Source organism: Scopulibacillus cellulosilyticus, from assembly GCF_042665295.1.
In the GTDB taxonomy this organism is placed as follows: domain Bacteria; phylum Bacillota; class Bacilli; order Bacillales; family Sporolactobacillaceae; genus Scopulibacillus_A; species Scopulibacillus_A cellulosilyticus.
On record NZ_JBHTCO010000004.1, the window covers coordinates 138427 to 154796 of the forward strand.

Below are 16370 nucleotides of genomic sequence, written 5' to 3' on the forward strand. Positions count from 1 at the left end.
TATAAAAACGCGGAGAGATTATTCCGCGTTTTTTGCGTGACTAATGATCTAGATAAATTTAGCCAAAGGAATTTCAAGTAAATATAAAGAATTACTAAATAAAGCTTAGGTGCCATATTAATTAAAACAGGAGTCGGCTTCTAAGAATACGTCTTTTCTATTTATCTTATCACGTGAGTTTTTAACATTTGAAACTCGTTACGCCTTTAATATGGTGGAGTTAATCCTTTAAGGAGGGTACAATCTATGCCTTTAAAAAAGTATGGCGTACTAAAAGGAAAAGCAGTTGATTCCAAGCAGGGCAGCGACAGCAGTCCGCATTATCAGGTGCTGATTGAAGATGATCAAAGTACAAAATATCGAATTGCCATTAACATTAAATCGCAAGCGTCTCCTTCTGAAGTTTTATATTTTGTCAGTGAAGATTTTAACTCTGATGACATTACAAAATTGCCGAAACTGGCGTCCGGCTTTACAGAGATTAATCATAACAATCCGGATATTGCATTAGATTATATACGGGGGAAATTGTTTGATCCGAAAAAAATGATTCCACTTCCGGCAAGTGCTCCGGGGCCAAATAACGATTTAAATGATAAGATTAATCAATATTTTAAAGAAGCTATTGATAAAAAAGCCGTCGTCTACGCATTTGGCGACAGGTGGGGTCCGGAAGTCGGTCAGCCGGATCAATATTTCAACTTTTTGCCCGGCAATGGCATTCATGACATACACATGAACCAAGGCAATGCAGGGAATTGGACACAAGATAATGGTACATGGCAAGATGGCGGGGCGCTAATCTATTTTGAGGAGACTGACAAATGGGTTGGTATTTTCTTAGCATTTCAGTCTCAATCCTGGTGTACAGATGATCAAGGTAATGCTATATGCCCTGTTGAAAAATGCAACCATACCAATTTTGATAAAAACCCATGTAAATCTAACGGATATATCCGCTAAAAAGTAATGGTTAACATAAAGACGGTAAGTTAAACTTACTGTCTTTATGTATGAGTTGTCGAAAAAAATAAATAATAAAAATTGTATAAAATGTCTTTACATTTTAACAATAATACTTTAAATTAGTATTATAAACATTATAGTTAGAAAATTAGCAATGTGTTAATTATTTAAATATGTTACGCTCTGCCTCATAAACAGCTATAGAATAATCCTTTGAGGCTGGTAAATATGATTGCTGTTTGGAAGGAAGGTGGTTATTTTTAATTTCATAAGTCATAATGTCATGACATTAGAACAATGCTGGCTACTTCCTCCAATATGGAAGTCGACATTCTAGCTCTCCTTGGGGGTGATAAATAATTCTGAAGATCGGATAGTTTAAGATTAAAACATTTGTTAAAGCAATTTCAAACCGGGTAAGTAAATAGTTATGTTAGGGGGTTGGTTATTTTGATTATTGGTGTTCCAAAAGAAATCAAAAATAATGAAAATCGTGTGGGTATGACGCCCGCGGGTGTAACCGCATTTAAAAATAATGGTCATGAAGTTTTAGTTGAAACATGTGCCGGGTTAGGCAGCGGATTTACTGATCAAGATTATATGTCTGCCGGTGCTGTTATTGTTTCCTCGGCTAAAGAAGCATGGGCAGCTGATATGGTTGTCAAAGTAAAGGAACCGCTTCCTGAAGAATACGGTTTTTTCCGTAAAGGATTAATTTTATATACGTATCTTCATTTAGCTCCAGAGCCGGAATTAACACAAGCGCTTATTGATAATAAAGTTACAGCCATTGCCTACGAAACGATTCAGTTAGAAAACGGCGCACTTCCATTGCTTACGCCAATGAGCGAAGTTGCCGGCCGCATGTCCATTCAGATTGGCGCGCAATTTTTAGAAAAACCAAAGGGCGGTAAAGGTATTCTGCTTAGCGGCGTTCCTGGCGTCACTCCTGGTGAAGTTGTCATTGTCGGCGGCGGCATTGTTGGTACCAATGCAGCCAAAATGGCTCTTGGTCTTGGCGCTAATGTAACTTTACTGGATATTAATCCAAATCGTCTCCGCCAATTGGATGATTTGTTCCAAGGGCGTTTAAATACGGTGATGTCAAACAGCTATAATATCGCAGAAGCTGTTAAAAAAGCTGATTTACTTGTCGGTGCTGTATTAATTCCGGGAGCGCGGGCCCCGCGTCTGGTTACCGAAGCCATGGTTAAGACTATGAAGCCTGGATCAGTTATTGTCGATGTTGCCATTGACCAAGGCGGTTCTATAGAAACTGTTGATCGAATTACAACACATGATCATCCTACATATGAAAAATACGGCGTTGTCCACTATGCGGTTGCTAATATGCCGGGGGCTGTTGCCAGAACATCAACGATTTCCTTGAATAACGTAACGATTCCTTATGGCGTACAAATTGCTGACCATGGTTACAAGCTGGCAGCTGCGAATAATAAGGAGATTGCTAAAGGAATCAACGTGGTTGATGGTAAAGTCACTTTCAAAGCTGTTGCTGATGCGCATGGTTATGAATATCATCCACTTGAGTCTGTTTTATTTGAAGAGGTTGCTTCTGTTTAAGAAGATGTTCAAAAAGTCCGGGAAAAATAGCTGTCGAATTTCTGCGTCAGCTGGCTCCTCCGCTCCTCACGTATCGAGCAAATTCTAAGATGCATCTGTGCTCCTGCGCCGTAGTTTATTCACAGATGTATCACCAACTTCTCGTCGCAACTCGCAGTCGTTTCGAGAAGATATGCTCGTCGCTCCGGTGCTCGGAGGCGGCGCTTTCTTGAACTTCTCGGCTCTTTTTGTCCTCCTTTTTGAACACGTACTTTAATATATTTTCATTTCAAAATTAGGAATGGGGGTAATTTAATGCCAACTGAAGTTGATGTAAAAGGGCTAGTTGAAAAGGACAAAGAGTATTTATGGCATGCAATGCATCAAAATAAAAGTGCTCATCCGGTGATCGCTGCTCAAGGTGAGGGTGCTTGGTTTACGGATGCGGACGGGAATAAATATTTGGATGGCGTTTCCGGGTTATGGTGTTTGAATCTTGGACACGGCAGAAAAGAAATTGCTCAGGCAGCTTACGATCAAATGGTAAATGTATCTTACTTCCCGCTGACTTTAAGCCATGTTCCTGCGATTGAATTATCGGCTAAGATAAGCGAGCTTTTGAAAGCGCCTTATACAACATTTTTCTCAAACAGCGGATCTGAAGCAAATGAAACCGCCTTCAAGATTGCCCGCCAGTATCATGCGCAAAATGGCAATCCGGGTAAATATAAATTTATATCAAGATATAGGGCCTATCACGGTTCAACACTAGGCGCGTTAAGCGCGACCGCTCAAGCGAACCGGCGTGCAAAATACGATCCAACAGTACCGGGCTTTCTTCATGTTCCGCCGCCGTACAGCTATAGAAGTTCTTTTGGCGACCAACCGAACAGTGATCTCATGGCGGCTGATTATATTGATGAAGTGATTAACTGGGAAGGCTCTGAAACTGTTGCAGGCGTTATTATGGAGCCGTTTATCTCTGGCGGCGGTGTGATCGTTCCATCAAAAGAATACTTGACCCGTGTTGCTGAAATTTGTAAAAAGCACGATGTCCTTTTAATCATTGATGAAGTTGTTTCGGGATTTGGCAGAACTGGTGAAATGTTTGGATACATGCATTCGGATAATGTTCAACCTGATATCATCACAATGGCAAAAGGCTTAACAAGCGGTTACGCCCCATTAGGCGCAACAGCCGTAAGTGAAAAAATATATTCGAAATTCCAAGGAAATGATGGTAAAAAACACTTCAGCCACGTTTCTACTTACGGCGGTCACCCGGCTTCATGTGCTGTTGCGTTGAAAAATATTGAAATTATTGAAAGGGAAGGTATTGTAGACCGGGTAGCACGCTTAAGTGATTCGATTCTTAGTGAACTTCGGGAATTGACTGCTATAGATAAAGTAGGGGAAGTGCGCGGAGTCGGATTCTTATACGGCATTGAATTGGTTGAAGATAAAGAATCAAAAACACCGGCACCCGAAGAGTATATTAATAGCATTATTGCAGCTTGTAAAGATAAAGGCTTAATTATCGGCCGAAACGGTGATACGATTCCAGGCTACAGCAATGTATTAATTATTGCTCCGCCGTTATCTTCAACAGAAGAAGATCTTCATTTTGTTGTGGACACTATTAAAGAAGTATTTTATTCTGTACAATAATTTAATAGATTAATATAATTGAATATTTTATAATAAAAATGTTTTCTAAAATAAATGACAATATATTTGGGAGGAATTTATAATGGCAAATGTTGCAACCAAAACAAAAACAAAACTAAAAATGACACCGAGTGAGGCAATCGTAGAAACTTTAGTAGCAGAAGGTATTGATCATATCTCAGGGATTCTGGGATCAGCTTTTATGGACATGCTTGATTTGCTGCCAACTGCAGGCATCAAATTTATTCCGGTCCGCCATGAACAAAGCGCGGCGCATATGGAAGATGCTTATACTCGTATTACCGGTAAAGCGGGCGTTGTTGTCGGCCAGAACGGCCCCGGCATCACAAATATGGTGACTTCTGTTGCGGCGGCTAATATGGCGCATACGCCGATGGTAGTGATTTCACCATCTGCCGGCACATCATCCATCGGCTGGGACGGCTTCCAAGAATGTGATCAAGTTTCCGTTTTTGAAGCGATTACGAAAGAAACCGTTCGTGTCCCGCATCCGTCCAGAGTGGCTGACTGCCTGAGAACAGCCTTCCGTATCGCATATGCGGAGCGCGGTCCGGTGCTTTATGATATTCCGCGTGACTATTTTTACGGGGAAATTGAAGATTACATTCTTGAGCCTCATCAATATCGCGCTGAATCCCGCGGCTCGGGTTCGCTTGAATCGATTGAAAAGGCGGCTGAACTTCTGGCTGAAGCGAAAAATCCTGTCATTATTTCAGGAAGAGGCACGGTTGACGCCGACGGCATTGATGTTGTTAAGGAAATAGCTGAACACTTAACGGCGCCGGTGGCAACGTCTTATATGCATAATGATGCTTTCCCGGCTGATCATCCATTAGCGGTTGGTCCGATCGGTTATATGGGTTCAAAAGCAGCGATGAACACGATTAAGGATGCCGATGTCCTGCTTGCTATCGGCACGAGACTGTCAGTCTTCGGCACACTGCCTTGTTATGACATTGATTATTTCCCTGAGCAGGCAAAAATCATTCAAATCGACATTAATCCGAAACATATCGCCCGTCCTCACCATGTTGAAGTAGGTATCGTCGGCGACGCTAAAGCGGCAAGCGTTGAAATTTGTAAACGGTTAAAAGAGAAGAAGCCGAATGTTCAAGTCGATAAAGAACGTATGGCCAAAGTTGCCGAAGAAAAAAGAAAGTGGGAAGAAGAACGTGTTGAATTAGCGATGATCGAAGGGACACCAATCAACCCGCGCCGTGCTTTACTGGAAATTTCAAGAGCGATTCCGGAGAATACGGTTGTGACCAGTGACATCGGAAATACGTCATCAACCGCTAACGCTTATTTCGACTTTACTCAAAGCCGCAAGCATATTGCCGCATTAACATTCGGCAACTGTGGTTTTGCTTATCCTGCGGCGATTGGCGCAAAAATTGCAGACCCTGATTCTCCAGTCATCGCGATTGTCGGTGATGGCGCCTGGGGCATGAGTTTGCACGAGGTCAGCACAGCTGTTGAACAAAAGTTGCCGGTTGTAGCCTGCGTATTTAACAATGGCGCATGGTGTGCAGAGAAGAAAAACCAAGTGGATTTCTACAATAACCGCTTTGTCGGCGCTGATATTGAAGGGCCAAACTTTGCGGAAGTGGCCAAAGCAATGGGGGCAAACGGTGTAACGATTGATCGTCCTGAGGATATTAAGGGAGCGATTGAAGAGGCGATAAAATCTGATAAACCGACTGTTCTGAATATTAAAGTGGACGGTACGCAATTAGCACCGCCATTTAGAAAAGACGCTCTGAAAATGCCTCACCGCTTATTGCCTAAGTATGCTCACTTAGATGTTGAAAATTGGGATAAATAATGGACTTCAGAGGATAGGCTTGTCTTACGGCAAGCCTATCTGTTTAATCTAATCATGTATTTGGCCGGAGCATAAGAAGGCGAATCTGCTTAGATCCGCAATCAGGAGGTAATTTCTCATGGAAGAAAGAGCCCAGCTTGAAAAAACGTTGAAACCTCATTGGGTATGGGCAATTGCTTTTGGTTCTGCAGTTGGATGGGGATGTTTTGTTCTGCCGACAGACTGGATTTCACAAGCCGGACCATTAGGGGTAATTATCGGGTTAGGTATCGGGGCCCTGTTAATGGTCTTAATTGGTGTAAGTTATGGTATTTTAATACAGAATTTCCCTGTTTCAGGAGGAGAATTTACTTATGCCTATCTGGGGTTTGGCCGTCATCATGCATTTATTTGCGGATGGTTTTTAACACTAGGTTATATTTCCATTGTCGCTCTGAATGCATCGGCACTGGCGCTATTAGCAAAATTTGTGCTGCCAAGCTTCGGGAATTGGGGTACCATGTATCACGTTGCCGGTTGGGGTGTCAGTTTTACAGAAGTTGTTATTGCAAGTCTGGCTTTACTTATTTTTGGTTACCTTAACATACGGGGATCGGGTGTATCCGGGGGTACACAGTTTATTTTTTGTATTTGTTTAATTGCGGCGGTAATTTTAGTAACGGCGGGCATGACATTTCATCCCTCCTCATCAATAAGCAATCTTCAACCTTTATTTAAACCTGGTGTGTCTGTATGGTCAGCGGTTTTTGCCATTGTTGCGGTAGCTCCCTGGGCTTTTGTTGGCTTTGATAATATCCCGCAGGCGGCAGAGGAATTTGATTTCCCAGCGAAGAAAGCGTTTTCTTTAATTGTGATGTCGATCATTTGTGCGGCTTTAACTTATGCGGTCATGATTTATTCAACAGGGATTGCAATGCCGTGGAAAAAGTTAGTTGCCAAGCATTCTTTATGGGGGACAGGAGATGTTGTACAAGGAGATTTCGGCCATCTGGGATTAATTGTACTCTGCATTGCTGTTATTATGGGAATTTTCACTGGTTTAATTGGTTTTTTTGTTTCATCAAGCCGATTGATGTTCGCCATGAGCCGAGCAAAAATTTTACCTGACTTTTTTTCAAAACTCCATCCCAAGTATGGTACACCATATGCAGGGATTATGGTTACAACGCTTTTATGTCTGGCAGCCCCTTGGTTTGGACGAGGTGTGCTTCAATGGATAGTAGATATGTCCTCACTTGGTGTAGCTGTTGCCTATTTCTATACATGTCTTGCAGCATATAAATTCTTCAGATGGTCTAATAAAAGAACAGAACGCTCAGAGGAAAGAAATGGAGTAAAAATCGTTTGTTCCCCTTTAAAAAAGTTATTGTGCTTATTAGGAACGATAAGTTCAGTATTTTTCATAGGCTTACTGGTTGTGCCAGGTTCCCCGGCGTGTCTTGGCTTGCCTTCATGGATCATATTAGTTGTTTGGTCACTGTTGGGGGCGGCCTTTTACCTGTTTAAAAGAAAAGAACTTAATAAGATCCCTAAAGAAAAGCTTGATTATCTTATTCTAGGGGAAACTTTAACTGATATGACGGATGAGGAAGAAATCGATGATGATGCTGTTGGATTTACTCATGATATGTCATCGTAAAGATCCGGTATTAAAATACATAAAATTAAATAGGAGTGAAAAATGGGTGCTAATGTCTGCGCTCATTTTTTTTATGCATTAGATATTATAAAGGATAATGTATTAAATAGGTCGAAATGGTTTATATGATAAAAAGGAATCTTGATATCATTTACTTTCTAATCACAGCTTTGATATGCAGAGGAGACCAATATGAAGAAAAAGATAATATGTTTTTTCTTGGCTATATCTATCATAATTATTAGTGTTTCAGGTAAAGGAATAGCGGCAGGGCAAATAAATAAAGAGCAAAAAATTGATCAGTTAGTCAAGCAAGACATGAGGAAAGGGAAAATACCAGGGTTAGCTGTTGCAATCATAAAAGATGGCAGAATGATATATAAAAAGGGCTACGGGTATGCCGATATAAAATCTAAAAAACGTGTTTCTAGTCATACAAAATTTCAATTAGCATCTCTGACAAAGGCATTTACGGGTCATGAAATAACGCAGCTTGCAAATCTTGGTTTCATAAATTTAAATGACAGTGTGACTAAATATATCCCTTGGTTTCACGTTAAATATAAAGGAAAGCCTGCAGATATAACAGTTAAACAGCTATTGGAACAATGCAGCGGCATCCCTTCTGATGACATTTTAAGAATTCCGGTTTCCCAAGCAAGTGATGCGCTTGAACAGGGTGTGAAACATGTTGCTGGGATTAATTTAAGTGCTCGGCCGGGAGATAAGTTTATTTATTCAAACATTAATTATAATATACTAGGCCTCATTATTGAAAAAGTAACCGGTAAAAAATACGAAGAGGTCATGCAGCGGGCGATTTTTGATCCTCTAGGTCTAAAACATGCATCCGTAAGAACTGAGCCGAGTCCTAAAGACATGACAAAGGGGTATAAAGTCAGTTTCTTCGCTCCGAGGGAATTCTTTGAGCCTGCAGACCGCACAATAGCACCGGCTGCAAATATTATATTAGACAGCAACGATATTGAAAAATGGATGGCTATTAATTTAGGAATAGATAAGGTACTGGGATTTAATCCAATAAATCTGTCAAAAGATAACAAGTTTCATTACTATGCGGGTTGGATGTTTGATCCGGATGAATCAATCATTTATCATAGCGGGAATTTACAAAACAATTCAGCCTATATCCTGTTAGAACCGAAGAACAAAAACGGAATAGCCGTTTTAGCCAATTTAAATTCTCCATATACGAGGGCGATCGCCAAGGGCATCGATAAGATTATGCATGGAGGGAATGGTTTTGAGAAATACACAGATGAATTTGTTTATGCTGATAATGTCAGCTCTATTATGATCATTCTTTGCTTCCCTATGATTCTGCTGTTACTATGGTGGTTATCATCAGTAATGAGGAAAATGTATAAAAAGCAAAGACTGTATATAAATAATAAGCTTTCTCTTATAAATATAATTATTGCAGTCCTGTTAATCGCCGCTATTTGCCTATCTGCCTATAAGCTGCCAAGTTGGGTTTTTCAAAATCCATATTGGTCTTATGTCAATGATTGGTACTCAAATGCGATTAAATATGCAGTTATATTATTAGTGTGTTTAGTTGTTCTTTTAATCATCAACTTAACATTAATCTTTAACACGAAACGGGCTAATAAGTAATTTAGAGCTTGTATCTGGTCTTAAATGACCGAAAAAAATAGGCTGGTAAGGAGGATGTTAAAATTGTCTACGAAACTCAAAGAAAGTAAGTATAAATATGTGTTAGGATGGGACGGTGACAATGGATCGGGTGAAAATCTTATCAGACGTATTCTTAACGGCAAAAAGACAGCGACATGCGCGCCAAAGGAATCCTATTCTAAAGTTGAATTAAAAGAAACTTATAAATCTGCCGGTAAAACAGTTACAGTCTATGACAAAGACAAACGTGCGAGATGTAATATTAAAATAACCGATGTTTTTGAAACAACCTTCGGAAACCCCGATCTTCGGCTAGTCATAGGAGAAGGAAACGGTACTGACATCCAGCAATTTCAAGAAGAGCACAGAAAAGCATGGGCAGATTACATAGAAAATGGTTTCGATTTAAATGATAAAACCCTGCTTGTTGCCGAATTATTTGAACTAGTAAAGGATTAAAAGAATCAAATCACTATATAAAAATCCGTAATGATGTCTCAAGGCACTTTATCAATTTATCGATGAAGTGCTTTTCTTTTTCTTACAAAATTGTAAGATGAACCGCAGGAATTGTAATGAAAATAAATGGAACGGGTGCATATTCTGAACTAAACTGAATGTAGAAAAATGCTAATAAGTCAATCAACTTTGAAATGACAATATAAGAAATAAACGCATGCCTACAAAGGGGAGGTTAATATGCGGCATTTTTTGATAAGTGTATTTGAAGTTTTAATCATTCTTACTGTTATTTTTGCAGGCGGCGGCTACTATGTTCATTCTAAATCCGAAGGGCTTGAAGCTACAGTAGATAACATCAATGCTAAGGTTAAAGCAAAAGATGTCTTTGCCGCGGTCACCAGACAGGGTGAAAAAATGAGAGGCGATCAATATCGTTATCGTTTTGACGGTTATGACAAAAATGGAAAACGTCAAAAGATTACAGTCGTTACTAATAAAAAACTTAGAAAAGGTATTTATTTGAAAATATATACTAAAGGAAATGAAGGAAAAGGCTGGTATAAGGTAAAAGAAAGTAAAATTCCTAAGAAAGCACTGCAAAAGCTGAATAATCATTCATAAAACGAATATTGAAATTTGTAACATTTTACTTATCAGTATAATAAAAACATATAGGAAAATAATCTTTATTTATCACCCCCTGTTTTACTGTAAAAGTTAAACAGGGGGCTGTTAATATTTGGAGGCGATTAATTTCTTATTTCTCATAAAAAGTATCGAAAGTGTCCCAAATATCTTCTAATGATTCAAGCCTTTGATCAAATTCATTCTTTTTCTCTTTACCGATAAACGTAATAAGGGCGTTAATCAAGCTTAATGGGCCAACAAAGGAATCAATGAAACTGGGCATCTGGCTAGATGCAGTCAAAGCCATATCCGCATGCGGCATTAAAGGTGACAACAGATTATCGGTAATTGCAATGGTTGTTGTACCTTTTTGTTTTGCATAAGAAAGAATTTGAATCGTACTTCTCGTATAGCGGGCGAAACTGATACCAATGACAACATCGTTTTTATCCAAATCGGACAGTTGTTCAGGCATTGTATCCATGGAATGGAGCAATACAGCATTGTTCATCATGATGTTGAGATAATACTGTAAAAAGACACCTAATGATACAGCGCTTCGATTGGCAACAATATAGATTCTCTTTGCTTGCAGTAAAGTGTCTGCTGCCTTTTGAAAAACATCAAAATCCAATTTTTCCATTGTTGACTTTATATTTGCGATGTCATCTTCAAATACTTCGTTAATGCCTTTTTCATCATAGACTTGCCTCGACATTTGTAATCTTTCTGTTGTTGTCAGCTGCTTTTGAACAGAATCTTGCATATATTGCTGAAGTTCAGGATAACCGGAATATCCAAGGAACGTAGCAAAACGCACAACGGTAGCATCGCTGACACCTGCCATTTTAGCCAGCTTTTCAACAGTGAAAAACGGAACCGTATTAGGGTTTTCTAAGATATATTTCGCAATTTTGATTTGAGATTTGCTCATTTGCGACATTTTTTCAGCAATATAATGATAGACGTTATTCGGCATTCGTTTGAATGTTACCTCCTTACCAGCTTAAGTGCTTGATCGTGCGCTTCCACAGTCCGGGAAATATCTTCTTCGCTGTGGACGATAGACATAGAATAACGGTTTAGAGGTTTTGTGTAAATACCGAGTTTCAGCAATTCATAATCAATCGCTTTTCTCAGTTTCATATCAGCATGGCCCATGTCACGATAATTTTTAATAGGTTCTTTTGTCATGATAATATTAAAAATACTGCCCATGCCAACTGTTTGCATATCTATGCCATGAGTATGATAGACTTCTTCCAGCTGATTTCTTAAGGTTTTGGTACTTGAAAATAATTGTTCCATTGTTCCCGGTTGTTCAAGCCTTTCGATGGTTGCCAACCCGGCTGCTAAAATGGTGGGGTGGCCGTTATATGTTCCGCTGTGATAAAGTCCAAGTTCTTGATCGGTGTTATCCGCCCCCGCGGTTAAAATATCTTTTCCGCCATTTGGGGCGCTGATCATCATGATCTCCTTTTTACCGCCGATTGCTCCAACCGGAAATCCTCCGCCAAGCACTTTTCCCAAAGCTGTTAAGTCAGGTTTAATATCATATACTTTTTGAGCGCCGCCAAGAGACAATCTAAAACCGGTTTTTACTTCATCAAAAATAAGAATAATACCTAATTCTTCCGTTATTTTCCGGAGACCTTTCATAAACTCCCGGTCTGCAGGAATAAATCCGCCTTGAATCGGTTCAAGAATGACGCCTGCCAATTCATGGGCATGAGCGCGTAGAATTTGTTCTGTTGCATCTAAATCATTAAAAGGAAGAATGATAGTATTTTCAACGTAATAATCCGGAATGCCTTTTGATTCAGGTACAGTATTCGGCAGATTGGCATCTCCAGCTTGATCCATATCAGGATTAACGCTGAGAAGGACTTGATCATAGCCGCCGTGATAGTGGCCTTCAAATTTCGCTAATTTCGGTTTCCCGGTATAAGCCATGGCTGTACGAACAGCGAGAAGTGTTGCCTCCAGTCCGGAATTAGTATAGCGTACCATGTCAATTCCAGGGTATAAGTCAATAAGTTTATGAGCCATTGTCATTTCCAGCTGGTGCGGTGTGCCGAAAATCGTTGTTCCGGCATCACGCAGCTGTTTTTCTACAGCATGAAATACTTCGGGATGCCCATGCCCGAGAATAAGCGCGCCGTAACAGAGCAAATAATCGATATATTCATTGCCATCCGCATCATAAAGTTTGCTTCCTTTACCTTTTTCCATAATCAGAGGATGAGGATCGAAATATTTAATGTTGGCTGTTACACCGCCGGGGATGACTTCACAGGCTTTTTCGTATAATTTGGCAGATGTTTCGGTTTTCTCAGATATCAAAGATGTATGACAAGCAGTCATGGTAAAGGACCTCCATTTTAAAATATTTATTTTATTTTTATATAGAATTTGAAAAAAATATTTCATGATCGATAAAAAAAGACTATAGATAGGTGGAGCAAATTCTCCACCTGATTTTCGGGCGTTTAAGCCTGATAAAATGACTTATTGATTGCCGCCGGGCCATAAGACTTTGTCATACTCTGAAAGATAGGGGATAGCAGAACGAACTTCAGAAAGCACCTCAGGATCAATATCATGAAGCAAGATGAACTGCTCGTCCCTTGGGGCTTCGCAAAGTATCTTACCATCAGGAGCGGCAAGCTTAGTTTTACCGCAGCTTCCTTCTCCAACCGTATTAACTCCCAATACATAAACCGTATTATCAAGAGCACGGGCGGGCAACTGGATATCCCATCTTGTTTCCGCAGGGATACTCCAGACGGAGGGAACAATAATCAATTCCGCACCTTGTAAAGCAAGCAAACGGCTTGGCTCAGGGAATTCGATATCGTAACAAATTAAGACGCCGATTTTCCCAAGTGATGTATCGAAGACGTTATACACTCTGTCCCCTGGAGTGAAGATTTCCTGTTCACGCCCCCAAAGGAATGACTTTCGAAATGTTCCGATTAACTCGCCTGTTTTTTCAATGATGGCTGATGAAATATATAAATGGTTGCCTTCTTTTTCTGGAAAAGGCACGATCAACACAGTCTTTAATTCACGTGCTAATTTCTGAAAGGTCGTGACAATTTTTCCTTCTATCGTTTCACCGAGGTCTTTGAATTCCTCGAAACTTAAATAATAGCCGCTTGACCAAAGCTCCGGCAAAACAATGAGATCCGCACCTTTCTCAGCCGCTTGACGAGTCATTTTTACAGCTTGTTCAGTATTCTTTTCCGTTTCTTTAGGAAGAGAATGGATTTGAAGAGCAGCGACTTTATACATAACTTTCACTCCTATTAAATTTTTGAATGCGCTTACGGATAGTATGAACTGGAAAATACGTTAAGTAACCGTAATGATATTGAGAAAGCCTTGACTACGTCTTAAAGTATACTCGTTTTTTATATAAATGCAATAAAAATTTCATAAATAAAAAATAATGAAATGGATATTTCCTTATTGAAAAAGGTGTTGCAGCTAAGAAGAGGGAAAAATCATTGAGTAAATGACAGTATAAAAAGACCTGCTTGAATGACATCTTCATCCGATTCAAAGGATGAAGACGTGTTTCAGCAAGTTTCATAAATAATTGATCCGGTCATTGACACATCGTATCCGCCAATGGATTCAATTTCTTTCTTGAAGCTGTCCGAGAGTAAATGGCTTTTTATAATATCAATAAGTTCCAAATTTTGCTCAGACTTTATTAATACAATGTCGTAACGTTCCTTAATAAGAGGGATAAATTCGACTCCGACAATTTTAGCGGCTTTTTCAATACCGACGCCTGCATCCGCTTTTCCCTGAGCAATGGCTGCTGCAACTGCCAAATGATTTGTTTCCTCTTGATCATAACCGTTGATAGTGGACGTTGATATATGATGGATCCGCAATTGTTCATCAAGAAGTGTTCTTGCCCCTGACCCTTTTTCTCTGTTTACTATTTTAACGTTGGAATCGGTCAAATCCTCCCACGATTTTATCTGTTTAGGGTTCCCTTGTTGGACATAAAAACCAGCCCGGCGTGAAAGAAGGTTAAGGACAATATAGCGGTCATTGACAAGAATTTTTTTAACGTAGGGTATGTTATATTCACCGGTGTCTCCATCGAATAAATGCATACTGACGATGTCACATTCACCTTTGTACATTGAGATCAAACTGTTAAGGCTGCCTTCATACGAACGAAGAGAACGATACCCCGGATGACTTTTTTCAATAAGACTTCCAAGCATATCTAAAACCATATCTTGGCCGCTTATAATAATTGATCTCAGTGATGCAGAAGAATCCTCTATATTATGATGTGTTACTTTACCATTCATTTGCGGCAGTCCGCTTTTTGTTTGATTAATGTATGCTTCCAGATCTTTTGCCTCAATACGTTTTTGTCTCCCAACCTGATAAGCGGGTAATTTTCCTTTTTTTATAAGGTCATAAACGGTAAGTTTTGATACTTTTAAGATTTTCGAAACCTCTTCAGTGGTATATGAACGGTCATCGGTCAATTTTCTTACCTCCTTCACTTTATCCCGGTGCAACCGTCCGTAAGACTCCCGCCTCAAAACTTAAGTGAGTCATTACAGTTTAGGCGGGAGTTAACGGAGGTGCTCCTGCGCGACGAAATTCCAAAGAAGCTAAACAAAGCTCGTCGCAAATTGCACAGAGGCAATTCATGTAGTTGCTTCGCTAACACCCCGATTTGTTGTGCTCCTGCGCCGTCGCGTATTCAAAGAAAAGCTTTACCAACTTCTCGTCGCAAAGCACAAGAAGCTTATTCAAGTAGTAGCTTCACTAACCATCAGTGGGGGATGAACAAAACACCCACTGATGGAAGTTTCACTTTATTTTATCGTCTTAAAAGTTTTATTTATAGACTTTATTTTTTGTTGGTCATAAAAACGGGATTGTGGTATGGAGTTTATACCTTTTAAATGTATTTAGAGCCTTTACTCGACAAATTTTTAAAAAATTAATATTTTTGTATTGGGTTTTAATTATAATAAGTTATAATTAGTTATATTTAATTATAACTTATTATAATTAGCAAAGGGGAGTAGGAAAATTTGAAGAAAATTTCGGCGATATGTCTTTTCGCATTATTACTTTTATTTGCAGCAGCAGGATGTTCAGCAAATGGCCAGTCTCAAGAGAAAAAGGCTGACGCTAAGACAAATAATCAACAACAAGTTACTCTTACTGTCTCTGCAGCTGCAAGTTTAAAAGATGCCTTAGATGATATTCAAAAACCATTTGAAAAAGCTAATCCAAATATTAAATTAAAATTTAATTTTGGCGGGTCAGGCGATTTGCAAAAGCAAATTGAACAGGGGGCTCCCGCTGATCTTTTCATATCAGCATCACGGGGAAATTACGATCAATTAGCTAAGGAAGGGCTAATTAAAGAAGGTAAAAATATATTAGGCAATACCCTTGTGCTTGTGACTCCCACTAACAGTCAATCAACGGTAAAAAATTTCAGGGATTTAAAAAATAACAATGTACATAAGGTTGCCATTGGCATTCCGCAAACAGTTCCGGCAGGGGAGTATGCTAAAGAAACATTACAGCACTTAAATGTGTGGAAAACCATTCAACCGAAAACAGTGATGGCTAAGGATGTTCGGCAAGTGTTGTCTTATGCAGAGACAGGGAATGTCGATGCCGGTATTGTATATAAAACTGACGCCTTAACAACTAAAAAAGTTAAAATTGTTGCAACCGCGAGCCATTCAGACCATTCACCAATTGTTTATCCGGCAGGCATTATAAAAGATACAAAGCATCCCCAAGCAGCAAAAAAACTATATCATTATCTGCAAACAGAACAGGCACAGAAAATATTTAAAAAGTATGGTTTTAACGTCTTAAATAAATGAGTAAAAATAGCTCCCGTTCTCTAAGAATGGGAGCTAAAGTTTTGCGTCT

13 protein-coding genes are annotated in these 16370 nt (G+C 39.5%); 9 read left to right on the forward strand and 4 right to left on the reverse strand.

Features of this window, described 5'->3' with window-relative positions:
• Positions 1-246: 246 nt before the first annotated feature.
• The 8 genes from ACFQRG_RS03900 (at position 247) to ACFQRG_RS03935 (ending at position 10424) form a co-directional block, all read left to right on the forward strand.
• Positions 247-963 (forward strand): DUF2278 family protein, encoded by a 717-nt coding sequence (locus tag ACFQRG_RS03900; RefSeq protein ID WP_380963828.1) that lies wholly within the window; start codon positions 247-249, stop codon positions 961-963.
• 453 nt (positions 964-1416) lie between these two features.
• Positions 1417-2550, forward strand: a complete 1134-nt coding sequence (gene ald / locus ACFQRG_RS03905) for an alanine dehydrogenase (RefSeq protein WP_380963831.1) — start codon at positions 1417-1419, stop codon at positions 2548-2550.
• Between the two features lie 294 nt (positions 2551-2844).
• Positions 2845-4197, forward strand: coding sequence for an aminotransferase (locus ACFQRG_RS03910; RefSeq protein ID WP_380963833.1), 1353 nt, complete (start codon positions 2845-2847; stop codon positions 4195-4197).
• Positions 4198-4279: 82 nt separating this feature from the next.
• Entirely contained in the window at positions 4280-6043 is a 1764-nt protein-coding gene (gene xsc / locus ACFQRG_RS03915) for a sulfoacetaldehyde acetyltransferase (RefSeq protein ID WP_380963836.1), read from the forward strand.
• Positions 6044-6161: 118 nt separating this feature from the next.
• Positions 6162-7682, forward strand: coding sequence for an APC family permease (locus ACFQRG_RS03920; protein WP_380963839.1), 1521 nt, complete (start codon positions 6162-6164; stop codon positions 7680-7682).
• Between the two features lie 192 nt (positions 7683-7874).
• A complete protein-coding gene (locus tag ACFQRG_RS03925; RefSeq protein WP_380963842.1) occupies positions 7875-9320 on the forward strand; it encodes a serine hydrolase domain-containing protein in 1446 nt (481 codons plus the stop codon).
• A 63-nt stretch (positions 9321-9383) separates the two neighbouring features.
• The gene (locus ACFQRG_RS03930; protein ID WP_380963844.1) at positions 9384-9800 is read left to right on the forward strand and encodes an ASCH domain-containing protein; all 417 of its coding nucleotides are present in this window, start codon (positions 9384-9386) and stop codon (positions 9798-9800) included.
• Between the two features lie 240 nt (positions 9801-10040).
• Positions 10041-10424 carry a YxeA family protein gene (locus ACFQRG_RS03935; protein ID WP_380963847.1) on the forward strand — a complete coding sequence of 128 codons (384 nt, stop codon included), beginning with the start codon at positions 10041-10043 and terminating at the stop codon, positions 10422-10424.
• Between the two features lie 136 nt (positions 10425-10560).
• Here the strand turns inward: ACFQRG_RS03935 and ACFQRG_RS03940 are convergent, their stop codons facing one another.
• The 4 genes from ACFQRG_RS03940 to ACFQRG_RS03955 form a co-directional block, all read right to left on the reverse strand.
• Positions 10561-11409 (reverse strand): MurR/RpiR family transcriptional regulator, encoded by an 849-nt coding sequence (locus ACFQRG_RS03940; RefSeq protein ID WP_380963850.1) that lies wholly within the window; start codon positions 11407-11409, stop codon positions 10561-10563.
• 11 nt (positions 11410-11420) lie between these two features.
• Entirely contained in the window at positions 11421-12794 is a 1374-nt protein-coding gene (locus tag ACFQRG_RS03945; RefSeq protein WP_380963852.1) for an aspartate aminotransferase family protein, read from the reverse strand.
• Between the two features lie 144 nt (positions 12795-12938).
• Complete coding sequence (locus ACFQRG_RS03950) at positions 12939-13724, reverse strand: nitrilase-related carbon-nitrogen hydrolase (protein ID WP_380963855.1); 786 nt, start codon at positions 13722-13724, stop codon at positions 12939-12941.
• Between the two features lie 287 nt (positions 13725-14011).
• Positions 14012-14950, reverse strand: coding sequence for a substrate-binding domain-containing protein (locus ACFQRG_RS03955; RefSeq protein ID WP_380963858.1), 939 nt, complete (start codon positions 14948-14950; stop codon positions 14012-14014).
• Positions 14951-15508: 558 nt separating this feature from the next.
• Here ACFQRG_RS03955 and modA point away from each other — a divergent pair.
• A complete protein-coding gene (gene modA, locus ACFQRG_RS03960; RefSeq protein ID WP_380963860.1) occupies positions 15509-16321 on the forward strand; it encodes a molybdate ABC transporter substrate-binding protein in 813 nt (270 codons plus the stop codon).
• Positions 16322-16370: the final 49 nt, after the last annotated feature.

Excerpts from the sequence above, each read along its gene's own strand:
- ACFQRG_RS03900 (WP_380963828.1), top strand. The coding sequence starts at position 247 with ATGCCTTTAAAAAAGTATGGCGTACTAAAAGGAAAAGCAGTTGATTCC.
- ACFQRG_RS03910 (WP_380963833.1), top strand. The coding sequence starts at position 2,845 with ATGCCAACTGAAGTTGATGTAAAAGGGCTAGTTGAAAAGGACAAAGAG.
- xsc (WP_380963836.1), top strand. The coding sequence starts at position 4,280 with ATGGCAAATGTTGCAACCAAAACAAAAACAAAACTAAAAATGACACCG.
- ACFQRG_RS03920 (WP_380963839.1), top strand. The coding sequence starts at position 6,162 with ATGGAAGAAAGAGCCCAGCTTGAAAAAACGTTGAAACCTCATTGGGTA.
- ACFQRG_RS03925 (WP_380963842.1), top strand. The coding sequence starts at position 7,875 with ATGAAGAAAAAGATAATATGTTTTTTCTTGGCTATATCTATCATAATT.
- ACFQRG_RS03935 (WP_380963847.1), top strand. The coding sequence starts at position 10,041 with ATGCGGCATTTTTTGATAAGTGTATTTGAAGTTTTAATCATTCTTACT.
- ACFQRG_RS03940 (WP_380963850.1), bottom strand. The coding sequence starts at position 11,409 with ATGCCGAATAACGTCTATCATTATATTGCTGAAAAAATGTCGCAAATG.
- ACFQRG_RS03945 (WP_380963852.1), bottom strand. The coding sequence starts at position 12,794 with ATGACTGCTTGTCATACATCTTTGATATCTGAGAAAACCGAAACATCT.
- ACFQRG_RS03950 (WP_380963855.1), bottom strand. The coding sequence starts at position 13,724 with ATGTATAAAGTCGCTGCTCTTCAAATCCATTCTCTTCCTAAAGAAACG.